Below are 13,544 nucleotides of genomic sequence, written 5' to 3' on the forward strand. Positions count from 1 at the left end.
ATTAAAGCTTCACTTTATCACTTCGTTAATTGATGCCTAAATGCATAAATAACTGCCTGAGTACGATCACTTACATTCAATTTATTTAATATGTTACTCACATGTGTCTTTACCGTTTTCAGTGCAATAAATAACTCGTCCGCAATCTCTTGATTACTTTTTCCCTCTGCAATTAATAACAAAATCTCAAACTCTCTTTCCGTTAAGTCATCATGCAAAGGTTGCTCTTTCTTTTGACGCATACGGGACATCATTTTCCCGGTAACTTTCGGCTCTAATACTGTTTCTCCATCATAAGTAGCTCGTACAGCATCAGCAATATCACTTGCTCTTGATGTTTTTAATAAGTAACTGGTCGCACCAGCCTCAATAACAGGGTACAATTTTTCGTCATCTAAAAAGCTTGTTACAACTACAATTTTTGCTTCTGGCCATTCTTGAATAATAGCACGTGTTGCTTCGACACCATCCATCTCATCCATAACAAGGTCCATTAAAATAATATCCGGTCTTAATTGCAATGCTAATTCTGATCCTTTTCGTCCATTCTCAGCTTCCCCTACTACTTCAATATCTGGCTGTGTAGATAAATATGCCGATACACCCATACGAACCATTTCATGATCATCGACAAGCAATACTTTTATCATACTTCTCCCCCTCTCTCAATCATAATCGGTACTTTTACTTCTATTTGTGTACCTTTGGCCGGGAAACTAAGCACCTTGAGTGTCCCACCAATTTCATGAACACGCTCTTGCATCGATCTTAGGCCATATGAACCTGCCTTATTAACGCCTACTTCAAACCCAACGCCGTCATCAATAATTTTTAAAATCGCATATTGATCAATTTTTCGAAGGCGCACTTCTGTTTTCTTTGCCTTTGCGTGTCGCAACGTATTTGATAGCGCTTCTTGCACAATACGGAATAAATGATCTTCTACACCTTTTTTTAATTCTATTGGCTCAATAAGCCATTCAATTTTCATATGTTGTTTTCGCGATAATTCCGTTAATAATTCCTCTATACCTTCTGTCAGTTTCTTACCTTCCAATTGTACAGGACGTAAATGAAGGAGCAATGCTCTCATTTCTGATTGAGCATTTACAACCATATTTTCAACAAGTTGTAATTGTTTTTTTGTCACATCTGGAAATTCAGTTATTTGTTCATTAATCGCTGACATCATCATCGACATTGCGAAAAGCTGCTGACTTACTGAATCATGCAACTCCCTTGCTAAACGATGCCTTTCTTGAGAAATCGCTTCTTGTCTCATCTCTTCATTCCAATGAGCTCGTTCATTCGTTACTTTTTGAAAGAGTCCAGCTTGCTCCTCTAATCGACGAGCCAAAACGATTACTTTTCGTTCCACTTCATGAAATTCATCATCTGCAGTAAACGAAACATCGCTCGGAAAATTCCCTCGCTCTACTTCAAATAGAAACGTATTTAATCCTTGTATACGCTGCTCTATATAGTAACCGATTGCATATCCTACAATTCCCCCGATAAGTAAACTTGTAGTCATAATAAACAAGCCAATTGGAACAGAAGCGATGGATTCCTTCCATAATAAATCATACACTTGTTGCTCGCTTTTCCATACATATACAATTGTACAAATGAGTGCGATACTAACTGAGGACAACATAGAATAACGAATATACATCCACGAAATATTTTTTTGTTTCTTCATTATACTTTCCTCACTTCCGTGTCGCCTACGACAAGCGAAGAAATAATTTTAATACGACGAGGAGCCTCTTTATACTGCTCTGTTCTAAATGTAACATTGCGGTTAAACCCTGTCTCTTCATGACCTGGCAAGAGCACACGTCCGACAATAACAGAATGATTTAAAGAAAGTTCAATATCATATGGCACATATAAACGAATATTACCAACGACACCCCGAATAACAATTACCGTTTCCCCTTCTGGAATCATAGCAGTAGTTAAATCTATTTCCACATCACAAGCACCGTATTGAACATTAATATCCTCAAGTTCATAAATATGATCCATCATTCGTACATTGCCTACAAACATATTTTTCAAATATGGTTCTGTACGATATATTTGCTTCTCTTCGTCTATAATCCCTTTTTCTTTAATTTCAACCTTCATTGCTTTTTGCTGATGCCCTTGTTGAATCAATTGATAACCAATTAAAGCTAAACAAGCAAATACGACAAGAACAAATGCTGCTGATGAAAATAAGAAGAATAAAAATACGATACCACCAACAAATAAAAATACATTTCCCCGTACATAACGATTCTTTTTACGATAATGCCTTCCAAACATAAGCATAATAAATGCAAAAATGAGACCACCTGGTTCAAAATGTCCAAGTATCATATCAAGAAAAAGACCGAATCCAAATATGATGAGGAGCATCCCCATTAATTGTGTCTTTGAAAAATGTTTCTTCATTTCAGCTCCCCCCTTCTTGTCACATATACATAGAAGAAAAGGCATTGCTTTCCAACACCTTTTCTCCTATCACTATATCATAAGCCTGTTTTATAATATACTACTATTATTTTGTTAACTCTTTCGTTAACGATACATCATTCTTTTCTTTCATTTCACGCTCAAGTTTTGCAATTTTCATATCAAATGTGTCACGCTCATGCTCTTCATTCATACGAGTTTCTAAGTCACGAATGTGATCTTCAATTTCTTCAAATCGTAAGAACGGATTATTTTCATCCATTTTATGCATTGCAGTATTCATACGACGATTTGCATGTGCCATATTTTCACGTGCCATTAGTTCCATACGCTTTGCGTGCATTTCTTTTAATTTATTTTTCATTTCAGAAAGACGACGCTCTAACTCATCAATTTGCTCTACAACACCTGCATACATTTCTTCTAATCGAGTTACTTGCCCTTCATAATAAGCTACCTCTTCTAACGCACGTTCGTGCAATTGTAATTCGCCTGCTTCTTGAGCAATGATAGCTTGCTTTGATCTTTTGTTAACGAAATAACGTGCTTGCTCAAGCTCACGAGCAAAGTTAGATTTTAATGTTTTATGACGTTCAATTAACTTCTCAATTTTTGTTATTTCACGCTCACTATCACGTAAATATTGGTTTAACATCGCAATTGGATTTTTTCTTTCCTTCTCATCTAACACGTTATGAAAATCAGCTAAAATTGCATCGCGTACACGTCCGAATAAAGATTGTTTCATTATAAATCTTCCTCTCTTCTACTTTATTTATAATTTGATTTATTGTTTTAGTTTTTCATTAATTTGTTCCACTCATCTTCAAAGTTGCTATATGGTTTAGAACTTTCTGGAGCAGATTCAACAACTACATCTTTTTCTTTTTTCCACTCACGGTATCCGTAGTATAAAACCACTAAAGCAGCGATACCGATTAATGCTGGTGAATGAGAAAGCGCAATGGATAAACCGATTAAACCAACAATACCCCAAGCTAACTTTCCAAAAAATGACTTAGCTCGCACAAATGATTTATAGCTCCAATATACAACTCCTGCTCCGATTGCGAATCCTACAATACCAGCAAGACTACCAAGAGCAATTAAAGCCAAAATACCGGCTGCGATAAACGCTAGAAATTGTTTCATCTTGTGCTTGCCTCCCTTCGATTTGATACTCTTATCTTAACTATTTTTTCATCTTTCCATAACGAGCTTAAGAACCGTTTTTAACTCAGACTTAAGACCGAGTCATATTCAGCCCTTTACGCAAAAAAACGTGCAGAGTTTATTCTCTGCACGTTTTTTTAATTACTAACATTCATATTAAATTAAGCTGTTTTATGATACTCTTTTTTCTCAGCTACTTTAGAAAATCTTGGAAATCCAATTAAAATAGAAACAATCCCACATACTCCAACTAAGATTGGATAAAATGCATATGGCAACAATTCAACCGGAGATAACGCTGCAAATCCTGCTGCCGTTAACATTTGGGCACCGTACGGAATTAATCCTTGTACACAACATGAGAAAAGATCTAATACACTCGCTGATTTACGAGGGTCTATTTCATATTGATCTGCAATATTTTTTGCAAGCGGGCCTGTAAAAATAATCGAAATCGTATTATTCGCTGTACACATATTCGTCATACTTACTAAACCAGCAATACCAAATTCCGCACCTTTTTTCGAACGAATATTACGTGTTAATACATTCATTAAATATTGAATACCACCATTATATTGGATTAATTCAACCATACCGCCAATTAATATAGCAAGTAATACTAACTCCATCATACCGCCCATTCCAGTCGTTACACTTTTAAAGAAACTTTCTAACGTGTAACTTCCATCTATAAGACCGATAACACCAGATAATACAGTTCCACCAGTTAATACAATAAGTACATTCCAGCCAAGTAGCGCTGTAATAAGTACTCCTGCGTACGGTAAAATCTTTATCCAATCAAAGCTATGTGCTTTAATTTGCGTGTCACTTCCTGAAGTAACTATTACTAATAGTACAATTGTAATAATAGCCGCTGGTAACACAATTAAAAAATTCGTTTTAAACTTATCTTTCATTTCTGTTCCTTGTGAACGAACAGCTGCGATTGTTGTATCTGAAATAAATGATAAATTATCACCAAACATCGCTCCCCCAACAACAGTAGCCATTGCAAGCGCAATTGAGATATCAGTTTGACCACTAATACCTACAGCAATCGGCGCTAATGCTGCAATTGTTCCCATTGAAGTTCCCATTGCTAATGAAATAAATGCACCAATAACAAAGATTCCAGCTACGATAAATCCTGGCGGTAAAATAGTTAACGCTAAATTAACAGTTGAGTCTACTCCGCCCATTCCTTTAGCCGTTTCAGAAAATGCACCTGCAAGCACAAAAATTAATACCATAATCATAATATCCGGATTTCCTGCACCTTTAGCGAACCGCTCGACTTTCACATTAAAACTTTCTTTACGATTCATCACTAAAGCGATTCCTACAGCAATTGAAATTGCTACAAGTATCGGCAATTTATAGAAATCACCTGTAATAATTCCAGAACCAATGAATAGCGCCAAAAATATCCCAAGTGGTAATAAAGCTAAACCATTTCCTCTCGTTTCTTTCAAAGTACCATCTCTCCCTAGTTTCAACCTTTTTCTAATGAATAACAAAAGACCTCTTCCGATGAGAAGAGGTCTTATACATCTATAAGAAACGCTCTTCTCATCTTTCAAGCACATGCTTGCTGGATTTGGCACAGCACTCTGAAATCGAGTCCGCTGCCGAGGCATCGTAGGGCCAGTCCCTCCGCCTCTCTTTATAAGAAGGTTTCATATTTATTTTTTAATAATAATTTCTTCCCTAACTTTACTCGCTTACAAAACAAAAGTCAATTATTTTTTGTATAGATTTTTTTGGTAATTATACAAAAATTTGAATACAATAATCATTTTAACTTTTCGATTTCTTCTTCCAATATTGAAATCCAATAAAATTCACTATTTTTTATTGCTTCTAATATCCATTTCGTAGTGTACCAAGCTAACTCATACTCTTCCTTCGTGACATCGCCACTTTTATAAGCATCCTCTAGCTCCTCTTCATCTAATACATACACCTTACCGCTAGGTAATAATACTACATCTAAATATAAATCATCAAAATACGGTAAACCACGATCGTCTATTTCATATTCTTTCGTCACATCAATATAATATTGCACTAAATTGTGCCTATCATCTAACATAGCTGTAATCGCAAAGTTCTTTCCATTAATGAAATATTGAACCCACATATACCCATCACTTGCAATACAAATTTCTTTACCATCATATTCTTTACAACTAGGCTCTCTCACCTTTTTTATATCCAGTATTCCGAGCATTCCCTCTTCCACTTGCTTAAGCCTATAACTCTTTTCTATTAGTCTTTTCCACGAAGAACCGTCACCATATTTACGTTTCATTATGTATACTCCTCTTCTATATACAGAAAAGCTCCCACATATTATGTGAGAGCTTGTTCATATTATAATTAAGCAGCTTGACCCTTTTCAGAAATCTCTTTTAAATAAGCTTGTCCTTTTTCAGCGTCATATTGACCTTCCCACTTAGACATAACTACAGCTGCTAAAGAGTTTCCTACAACGTTAACTGCTGTACGAGCCATATCTAAAATACGGTCAATACCAGCAATGAACGCTAAACCTTCAGGTGGAATACCTACTGTACCAAGTGTCGCTAATAATACAACGAATGATACGCCCGGTACACCTGCGATACCTTTTGATGTAACCATTAATACAAGTAATAATGTAATTTGTTGTGTAATAGATAAATCAATACCGTACATTTGCGCCAAGAAAATAGCTGCAATTGCTTGATATAAAGTTGATCCATCTAAGTTAAATGAATAACCTGTCGGAATAACGAAAGATGTAATTGCTTTCGGACAACCGAATTTCTCCATTTTCTCCATGATTTTTGGTAAAACTGTTTCTGAGCTTGCTGTAGAATACGCTAAGATCAGCTCGTCTTTTAAAATCTTAAAGAATTGGAAAATGTTAATTCCAAATATTTTCGCTGTAAGTCCTAAGACAACTACGACGAAGAAGATCATTGCTCCATATACGACAATTAGTAATTTCCCTAATGGAATTAATGAAGCAAGACCAAATGTAGAAACTGTAACACCAATTAGTGCAAACACACCAAATGGTGCAAATTTCATAACTTGGTTTGTTACATAAAACATTGCATCAGCTACACCTTGGAAAAATTGAAGAACTGGTCTTCCTCTCTCACCAATTGCTGCTACACCTAAACCAAATAGTACAGAGAAGAAGATAATAGCAAGCATATCTCCGTCAGCCAATGACTTCATAATGTTCGTTGGAACAATATTTACAAACGTATCTGCAAATGAATGACTTTGTACTTGCTCTGTCGTATGTGTATATTTCGAAATATCTGTCTTTGTTAACTGCTCCATATTTACGCCTTTTCCTGGTTGGAAAATATTCGCTATTAATAGACCAACAATAATTGCAATTGTTGTAATAATTTCAAAGTAAAGAATTGTTTTTCCGCCTAGTCGACCTAGTTTTTTAACATCGCCAACACCAGCAACCCCAACAACAATACTTGCTACAACAATCGGTACAACGATCATTTTAATTAATCGGATGAAAATATCACCAATTGGTTGTAAGTACTTAACAACAGCTGGATTATCAAAGAAAATCGCCCCAACCGCAATACCAAGCGCAAGCCCTATTAATATTTGCCATGCAAGTCCTATTCTTTTCATATTTGTTGTAACCCCCTCTTCGATGTGTCACTCTATCTCTCATTCTATCTCTATAAAACTAAGAAATTAAGAGTATTACATATTATTCGACAATTCACTACATTTTGTCCCTGTTAAAAATCATAAATCAAAATTTAAAATCTGACAACAAAATAACTTTCCCCGAATGCAAATAATTTTCTTGACAAAAAATAAACCCATGTTAGAAAACCTCACATGAGAACGATTCCTTACTAGTGTTTTATTAGCTTTCTAAGTACTATTTCACCCCATAAAAACTATTACTTTCCTCCTGTATTTTACAGATAAATCCCAAAATATACCTTTATTACAGCCATAAATAAAATGTAAGTACTATGACAATTAAAGTTGAAAAATGATAAATTCCGACAAAACTTAGCAATTTTATAAAGTTTTCTTTACATTATGATTACAACGATAGACACTCTTCTTCTTATGATATATAACATTCATAGGGAAAGGAGTCAGACAACTATGAAAAAGAAATTTGCAGCGTTTAGTGTTTTAGCAGCAGGAACGATTTTTGCTTCCCCGTTACTTTCACCCGTATACGCTGAAACAAATCAAGATAAATTATCTAACATTCAATCTGAATTAGAAGGCAAACAAAGTGACTTACAAAATAAATCAGTCGAGAAAGAACAAATAGAAAAAGAAATTCAAGAATTACAGAAAAAAATCGATGAATTAACTACTTCTATTAATAAAAACGAGGCTGAATTAAACGATACAAAAAAAGAAATTAGCAAAACACAACAAGTAATTACTGACAAAAAGAAACATATAGAACAATTACAAACAAACATAGATACACGTCAGGAAGTTATTAAACAACGATTACAATCTATGCAAGAAAAACCGCGTACAAATATCATTACAGAAGTATTAACAAACTCTACAAACATTGCTGATCTTGTTGATAATATGTACTCCGTAAGTTTAATATTAAACAACGATACAGATATTGTAAAAAAACAAACATCTGATCAAAATGCTGTAACTACAGAAAAAGAAGCTGTTGAGAAAAAAGAACAACAACTGAAAGAATCTGAGCAAAAACTAGAACAAAAACAACAAGAATTACAAAATAACCAACTGCAGCAACAGACTCTTATTAACGATCTACATACGAAAGTAGCAAAAGTAGATTCAGAGATTGAAGGATTAGAAGAATCCAAAGGCATTTTAGAAAATCAACGTCAAGCTGTGCAAAAAGCAATTGAAGAAGAAAAACGGGCCGAAGAAGCTCGTAAAGCGGAAGAAGCTCGCCAGGCAGAAGAGGCTCGCAAACAACAAGCTACTAAATCTGCTCAAGCAACTCAAGCAGCTCCAACACCACATGATACAAACATCGGTGGCTTTATCAAACCAGCAGCTGGATCAAAAACTTCCGGATTTGGTGTACGTTCTTTAGATAACCATAAAGGAATTGACATCGCCGCTTCGGGAACGGTTCCAATTATCGCTGCTGCAGATGGCGTTGTTATTCGCTCAGAATTATCATCTAGTTACGGAAACGTAGTGTATTTATCTCACCGTATAAACGGAAAAACATATACGACAGTATATGCTCATATGAATAGCCGTTCTGTATCGAATGGACAAACTGTAAAACAAGGCGATCAGCTTGGATTTATGGGGAACACGGGCCAATCATACGGACAACATTTACACTTCGAACTTCATCTTGGAGAATGGAATGTCGGCAAGACAAACGCAGTCGACCCATCTCCTTATATCGGATTATAAAAAACCTCGGTACCTACCGAGGTTTTTTATTTACACTTCACACAATATAGGCATTCTACATAGACTATAACTAAATGCCTATAGTTTACGAGGTGATCAATATGAATACGCAATTACAACAAAAAATAGAAGAAGCTAGAGCGACATTTATCGGCCGGATATTTACATTTGGCGGATCAGTTTTATTTTTAATCGGTTCATTCCTCGCAGTCACCACAGCCTATAAAGCGTATAATCGTCTATTACATTCAACAACATAAAAAAAGACGGGAGATCCCCGCCTTTTTTTATGCAAACATTTTAAATACACCTATCACATTTAAAAATACAATTATTACAGTTATCGGAATGACATAACGAAGTAAGAAGAACCAAATGTTAAATAACGTTTTCCCCTTCGTTTCCGTCACTTCTAATTCTTTCATCAACAACTCTTTACTCATTTTATTTGGTACAAATAATGAAATAGCTAGTACTCCTAACGGCAGCAATACGTTACTTACCGAAAAGTCGACTAAATCAAAGAATGTTTTCCCAAATATTTTCACGTCACTCATAATCCCAAATGATAACGCTGATGGAATACCGACTGCAAAAATAAGAATACCAATTAATAATGATGCTGACGGACGCTTCTTCTCATTACCTTTCGCAACAGATGCTACTACAATTTCAAGCATTGAAATTGCTGATGTTAAAGTCGCAAAGAAGAATAAAATTAAAAACATAATAAAGAAAAATTGACCAAATGGTATTTTTGCAAATACTGCTGGAAGGACGATAAACAGTAATCCCGGTCCTTCAGTCGGTTTAACTCCTAATGCGAAAATCGCTGGGAAAATTGCTAATCCTGCAAGTACTGTAACAAAAACAGTTAAACTTACAATAGATGTTGCCGATTTCGCTAAATGTTCCTCTTTCTTTAAATACGAACTATACGTTACCATTACCGAGGCACCTACAGTTAGCGAGAAGAAAGATTGTCCCATCGCATATAAAATTGTATCTGCTGTAAGCTTTGAAAAATCTGGTTTTAAGAAGAACTCTACTCCAGCAAAAGCACCATCGAGTGTTAACGCACGAACAATAATCGCAATAAATAAAATAAATAATAGCGGCATCATGTACTTACTTGCCTTTTCTATACCTTTCTCTACACCTTTACTTACAACAAAAATCGTACAAAGCATAAAGATAAATTGCGCTCCAATCGCACTTAACGGATTTGAAATCGTTTCACCGAACAATTGTCCATAATCAGCTACTCCATTCCAGAAACTTCCTGTCACACTATAATATAAATAAAGTAAAATCCATCCACCTACAACACTATAAAAAGATAGTACACTAAAACAAGTAACAACTCCCATACGACCAATCCAAGGATATAATTTGCTATTTGGCACTAGTACTTTATAAGCTGTAACCGCCTCTTTTTGCGTGCTACGTCCAATAACAAACTCCGCTATTAGAAGAGGCATACCTATAAATAAAGTTAGCAGTAAAAATACAAGGAAGAATGCGCCTCCCCCGCCATTACCTGCAACATATGGAAATTTCCATATCGCACCAAGACCTACTGCGGCTCCGGCTGCTGCGAGTACAAAGCCTATTTTCGACGTCCATTGCTGTGTTTCTTTCATCATAAATTCTCCTTTTCTGAATATTTAAACTTTTGTTAATTATACACTTTCATTTCATACTCGCACACCTCCTTTAGAAAATAAAAAAGTCCCCTACACGCAAATATGCATGTAGAGGACGATATATGTAATGTAAATACCGTGGTACCACCTCAATTGGATTGATAAATCCCACTTGTTCAAGTACAGGAATAATTCCGATACTCTATCCTTTTAACGGCGGAACCCGGGTTGCCTACTACAATGTTCAACATACCTCTCGCAAGCCCATTCTGTATAATTTATCGTACCGGGCTCCCACCTAACCCCAGCTCTCTGAACGCATCAAATATACGTACTCTTCTTGCTCATCGATTTCATCTATTGAAGTTACTTGTGATTATAAATTATATTTTTATATTTGTAAAGCGCACTTTATCTTTTATTATTTTAAAACCTTTCCCTCTAATTCTCGCAAAAAACTTTCTCTTTCTCTCTCGTTTTGCACATATACTGATTTCAACACTTCTTGGAGTAATATATTTCGTTCTCTCTTTTCTAACTGTAAATCTTTTAACTTCACCCTTACTTCATATAAAAAATCTAAATACGATTCATATGTCTCATCATATTTATTTGCAATCTCATCTCGAATTTTTTTTGCGAGCTTTGGGCTCGCTCCCCCAGTAGAAACTGCTATATTAAGCAAACCACGATGAATCGCTGCTGGAAAGTGAACATTACCACTTTCCGGATTTGTAATAACATTTACTAATTGATTCTCTGCGGCATCTTCAGCAACTTGTTCATTTAATATTGAATCACTACTCGCTGCAACAACTAAAAAAGCATTTTTAATATCACTTTTTTCATATTCTCTTTGATACCAACGAATTTTCTTTTCTTCCACAAGTTTTACTAAATTCGCATCTAATTCTGGACTGATCACAACTATATCCGCACCTTGTTTGAGTAAAGGAATAATTTTAAATCCTGCAACTTTTCCCCCACCAATAACAACAACGCGTTTCTCATTAACTCGCACTGTAAGTGGATACATACTGATCTCCTTTCAATAACTCCGTCGTTTTCTGAATTAACATATCTTGTAACGCTTCATTCTTCCCTAAATATGGACTGATTTTTATCTCTTCCAATGCATATTGGCGCACTTCTTTCTCAATATGTTTCATAAGTAAACCTGTAAATAACAAATAAGGTAGCACAACGATGTTCTCCACTTCCCGTTCTACAACTTCCTTCAATTTCCTCTCAAATTTCGGCTCCGCAGCCGCTAAATAACAAACCTCAACTTTTTTAATTTTCTCCTCAGCTTGAAATAAAGAGGCGATCCATTTTATATCTTGTAATACTTCAGGATCACTACTTCCTCTTGCAACGAGCAGAAGGGTCACTTCAGCCTTCCCTTCCTTTTCAATACCACTTCCGTTATATACTGATTTGATCAGTGTTTCTGATACACCAAACGGATTACCATAAGTCACTTTAACATTCGGATATTGATTCTTGAGCTTTACCAATTCAAATGGAATATCTTCCTTCACATGACCTGCCGCTAATAAAAAAACAGGGATGGCAATAATCTCCGTGGCCCCACGCTTCACACATGTACGAAAACCATCTTCAATAGAAGGATTCGCTAACTCTAAAAAACAAACTTCTTGAATATTCGCTTCTATACGACTCATACACGATGTAATAAATTGAATCGCCTCTTCTTTCGCTGTCTTCAAACGACTTCCATGACATATATATAAGACGGCTTTCATTTTACAACACTCCACTTACTTGATAAGCATTTTCCGTTTGCTTCTCAAACCAATGGATTTTTTCTCTAAAACGGACAACTTCTCCAATTACAATCATGCTCGGATTTTGAATTTGCTCTTTTTTCGCAACATCTACAATTGTTCCTAATGTCCCAACAACTGTACGTTGCATAGACGTCGTCCCCTGCTCAATAATAGCAGCTGGCGTACTTTTATCTTTTCCATGCTTCATAAGTTGCTCACATATGTAGGGCAAATTACTAACCCCCATATATATCGCTAAAGTCTCTACACCTTTCGCTAAACTTTCCCATTTCACTTCTTCTTCAGCACCTTCTTTCCTATGCCCAGTCACAATAGCAAAACTTGCACTTGCATCACGGTGCGTCACTGGAATACCAGCATAAGCAGGTGCAGCTATTCCAGACGAAATACCTGGGACGATTTCAAATGGTACACCTTGCTTTGCTAATGCTTCCGCTTCTTCTCCCCCTCTACCAAATACAAATGGATCGCCGCCCTTAAGCCTCGTTACAACTTTCCCTTTTTTCGCATACTTAATAAGAAATGTATTAATTGTTTCTTGCTTCATCGTGTGATAATTTGGGAGTTTCCCGCAATAAATTAAATCCGCGTCAGGCTTTGCGTGTGAAAGCAGCTCTTTATTCACAAGGCGATCGTATAAAATAACATCTGCCTTCTCAATACATTTCAACCCTTTAACAGTAATTAAATCTGGATCGCCAGGACCCGCTCCAACAATATAAACCTTCCCCATCATCTCTCCTCATTTCTACTATTAAAATGAAACTTCCATTCGTATATAAGAATGGAAGTTTTTATTTTTTCGTATTACTAATCTCTACTCATGAATAACAAATGCTGCACCTTTTCGAATCTTCTTTTTTTCAAACAAAGAAATCTCTTTTACCTCTGGCAACGGTAAAAAATGTTTTTCAAGCTCAATCTCCGCAAGCTTAAATGCCTGTTTTTCACTTTGAGCAACAACAACAATCGGAACAATATCACTCACTAATACAGCTTCAAATCGATATAAATCCATATT

Annotated in this window: 15 protein-coding genes, 1 riboswitch and 1 other annotated feature; of the genes, 2 read left to right on the forward strand and 13 right to left on the reverse strand. The window is 35.7% G+C overall.

Annotated features, from left to right (window positions below; translation table 11 throughout):
- Positions 1-17 precede the first annotated feature (17 nt).
- From AC1Q8L_RS05035 to gltP, 8 genes are all read right to left on the reverse strand, one after another.
- Positions 18-650 carry a response regulator gene (locus AC1Q8L_RS05035; RefSeq protein ID WP_000598707.1) on the reverse strand — a complete coding sequence of 211 codons (633 nt, stop codon included), beginning with the start codon at positions 648-650 and terminating at the stop codon, positions 18-20.
- A complete protein-coding gene (locus AC1Q8L_RS05040; protein ID WP_000744326.1) occupies positions 647-1,702 on the reverse strand; it encodes a sensor histidine kinase in 1,056 nt (351 codons plus the stop codon). Before AC1Q8L_RS05040 ends, AC1Q8L_RS05035 begins: the two co-directional genes overlap by 4 nt.
- Entirely contained in the window at positions 1,702-2,442 is a 741-nt protein-coding gene (liaF, locus tag AC1Q8L_RS05045; protein WP_000716094.1) for a cell wall-active antibiotics response protein LiaF, read from the reverse strand. Before liaF ends, AC1Q8L_RS05040 begins: the two co-directional genes overlap by 1 nt.
- 106 nt (positions 2,443-2,548) lie before the next feature.
- Entirely contained in the window at positions 2,549-3,211 is a 663-nt protein-coding gene (locus tag AC1Q8L_RS05050; RefSeq protein WP_000814127.1) for a PspA/IM30 family protein, read from the reverse strand.
- 47 nt (positions 3,212-3,258) lie between these two features.
- Positions 3,259-3,615: a lmo0954 family membrane protein gene (locus AC1Q8L_RS05055; protein WP_000808640.1), complete on the reverse strand. Its 357-nt coding sequence runs from the start codon at positions 3,613-3,615 to the stop codon at positions 3,259-3,261.
- 182 nt (positions 3,616-3,797) lie between these two features.
- Positions 3,798-5,114 (reverse strand): Na+/H+ antiporter NhaC family protein, encoded by a 1,317-nt coding sequence (locus AC1Q8L_RS05060; protein ID WP_000665470.1) that lies wholly within the window; start codon positions 5,112-5,114, stop codon positions 3,798-3,800.
- Positions 5,115-5,208: 94 nt separating this feature from the next.
- A riboswitch (SAM riboswitch) is annotated at positions 5,209-5,314 on the reverse strand.
- 120 nt (positions 5,315-5,434) lie between these two features.
- Positions 5,435-5,953 (reverse strand): ribonuclease FAU-1 family protein, encoded by a 519-nt coding sequence (locus AC1Q8L_RS05065; protein WP_000824653.1) that lies wholly within the window; start codon positions 5,951-5,953, stop codon positions 5,435-5,437.
- 68 nt (positions 5,954-6,021) lie between these two features.
- Complete coding sequence (gene gltP, locus AC1Q8L_RS05070) at positions 6,022-7,296, reverse strand: glutamate/aspartate:proton symporter GltP (RefSeq protein WP_000821130.1); 1,275 nt, start codon at positions 7,294-7,296, stop codon at positions 6,022-6,024.
- Positions 7,297-7,791: 495 nt separating this feature from the next.
- On the opposite strand from gltP, the gene AC1Q8L_RS05075 reads away from it, so the two are divergent.
- Positions 7,792-9,066, forward strand: coding sequence for a murein hydrolase activator EnvC family protein (locus tag AC1Q8L_RS05075; RefSeq protein ID WP_086387342.1), 1,275 nt, complete (start codon positions 7,792-7,794; stop codon positions 9,064-9,066).
- Between the two features lie 101 nt (positions 9,067-9,167).
- Complete coding sequence (locus AC1Q8L_RS05080) at positions 9,168-9,326, forward strand: hypothetical protein (RefSeq protein WP_001095997.1); 159 nt, start codon at positions 9,168-9,170, stop codon at positions 9,324-9,326.
- Positions 9,327-9,353: 27 nt separating this feature from the next.
- Here the strand turns inward: AC1Q8L_RS05080 and AC1Q8L_RS05085 are convergent, their stop codons facing one another.
- The 5 genes from AC1Q8L_RS05085 to AC1Q8L_RS05105 all read right to left on the reverse strand — a co-directional run bounded on the left by AC1Q8L_RS05085 (position 9,354) and on the right by AC1Q8L_RS05105 (position 13,541).
- On the reverse strand, positions 9,354-10,709 hold the full coding sequence (locus AC1Q8L_RS05085) for a sodium-dependent transporter (RefSeq protein WP_000665433.1): 1,356 nt from the start codon (positions 10,707-10,709) through the stop codon (positions 9,354-9,356).
- Positions 10,710-10,820: 111 nt separating this feature from the next.
- Positions 10,821-11,069: a binding site (T-box leader), on the reverse strand.
- 64 nt (positions 11,070-11,133) lie between these two features.
- A complete protein-coding gene (locus AC1Q8L_RS05090) occupies positions 11,134-11,748 on the reverse strand; it encodes an NAD(P)-binding protein (RefSeq protein WP_000283352.1) in 615 nt (204 codons plus the stop codon).
- Positions 11,723-12,478, reverse strand: a complete 756-nt coding sequence (locus AC1Q8L_RS05095) for a sirohydrochlorin chelatase (RefSeq protein WP_098311864.1) — start codon at positions 12,476-12,478, stop codon at positions 11,723-11,725. The genes AC1Q8L_RS05090 and AC1Q8L_RS05095 overlap by 26 nt, the downstream gene beginning before the upstream one ends.
- Before the next feature lies 1 nt (position 12,479).
- Positions 12,480-13,256, reverse strand: a complete 777-nt coding sequence (cobA, locus tag AC1Q8L_RS05100; protein WP_000521256.1) for a uroporphyrinogen-III C-methyltransferase — start codon at positions 13,254-13,256, stop codon at positions 12,480-12,482.
- 84 nt (positions 13,257-13,340) lie between these two features.
- Entirely contained in the window at positions 13,341-13,541 is a 201-nt protein-coding gene (locus AC1Q8L_RS05105) for a DUF3906 family protein (RefSeq protein ID WP_000366920.1), read from the reverse strand.
- Between the last annotated feature and the right edge of the window lie 3 nt (positions 13,542-13,544).

Source organism: Bacillus sp. GW823-FHT06A11 (assembly GCF_058795355.1).

Coding starts and splice junctions, on each gene's coding strand:
- AC1Q8L_RS05035 (WP_000598707.1), bottom strand. CDS start 650: ATGATAAAAGTATTGCTTGTCGATGATCATGAAATGGTTCGTATGGGT.
- AC1Q8L_RS05040 (WP_000744326.1), bottom strand. CDS start 1,702: ATGAAGAAACAAAAAAATATTTCGTGGATGTATATTCGTTATTCTATG.
- liaF (WP_000716094.1), bottom strand. CDS start 2,442: ATGAAGAAACATTTTTCAAAGACACAATTAATGGGGATGCTCCTCATC.
- AC1Q8L_RS05050 (WP_000814127.1), bottom strand. CDS start 3,211: ATGAAACAATCTTTATTCGGACGTGTACGCGATGCAATTTTAGCTGAT.
- AC1Q8L_RS05055 (WP_000808640.1), bottom strand. CDS start 3,615: ATGAAACAATTTCTAGCGTTTATCGCAGCCGGTATTTTGGCTTTAATT.
- AC1Q8L_RS05065 (WP_000824653.1), bottom strand. CDS start 5,953: ATGAAACGTAAATATGGTGACGGTTCTTCGTGGAAAAGACTAATAGAA.
- gltP (WP_000821130.1), bottom strand. CDS start 7,296: ATGAAAAGAATAGGACTTGCATGGCAAATATTAATAGGGCTTGCGCTT.
- AC1Q8L_RS05075 (WP_086387342.1), top strand. CDS start 7,792: ATGAAAAAGAAATTTGCAGCGTTTAGTGTTTTAGCAGCAGGAACGATT.
- AC1Q8L_RS05080 (WP_001095997.1), top strand. CDS start 9,168: ATGAATACGCAATTACAACAAAAAATAGAAGAAGCTAGAGCGACATTT.
- AC1Q8L_RS05085 (WP_000665433.1), bottom strand. CDS start 10,709: ATGAAAGAAACACAGCAATGGACGTCGAAAATAGGCTTTGTACTCGCA.
- AC1Q8L_RS05090 (WP_000283352.1), bottom strand. CDS start 11,748: ATGTATCCACTTACAGTGCGAGTTAATGAGAAACGCGTTGTTGTTATT.
- AC1Q8L_RS05095 (WP_098311864.1), bottom strand. CDS start 12,478: ATGAAAGCCGTCTTATATATATGTCATGGAAGTCGTTTGAAGACAGCG.
- cobA (WP_000521256.1), bottom strand. CDS start 13,256: ATGGGGAAGGTTTATATTGTTGGAGCGGGTCCTGGCGATCCAGATTTA.
- AC1Q8L_RS05105 (WP_000366920.1), bottom strand. CDS start 13,541: ATGGATTTATATCGATTTGAAGCTGTATTAGTGAGTGATATTGTTCCG.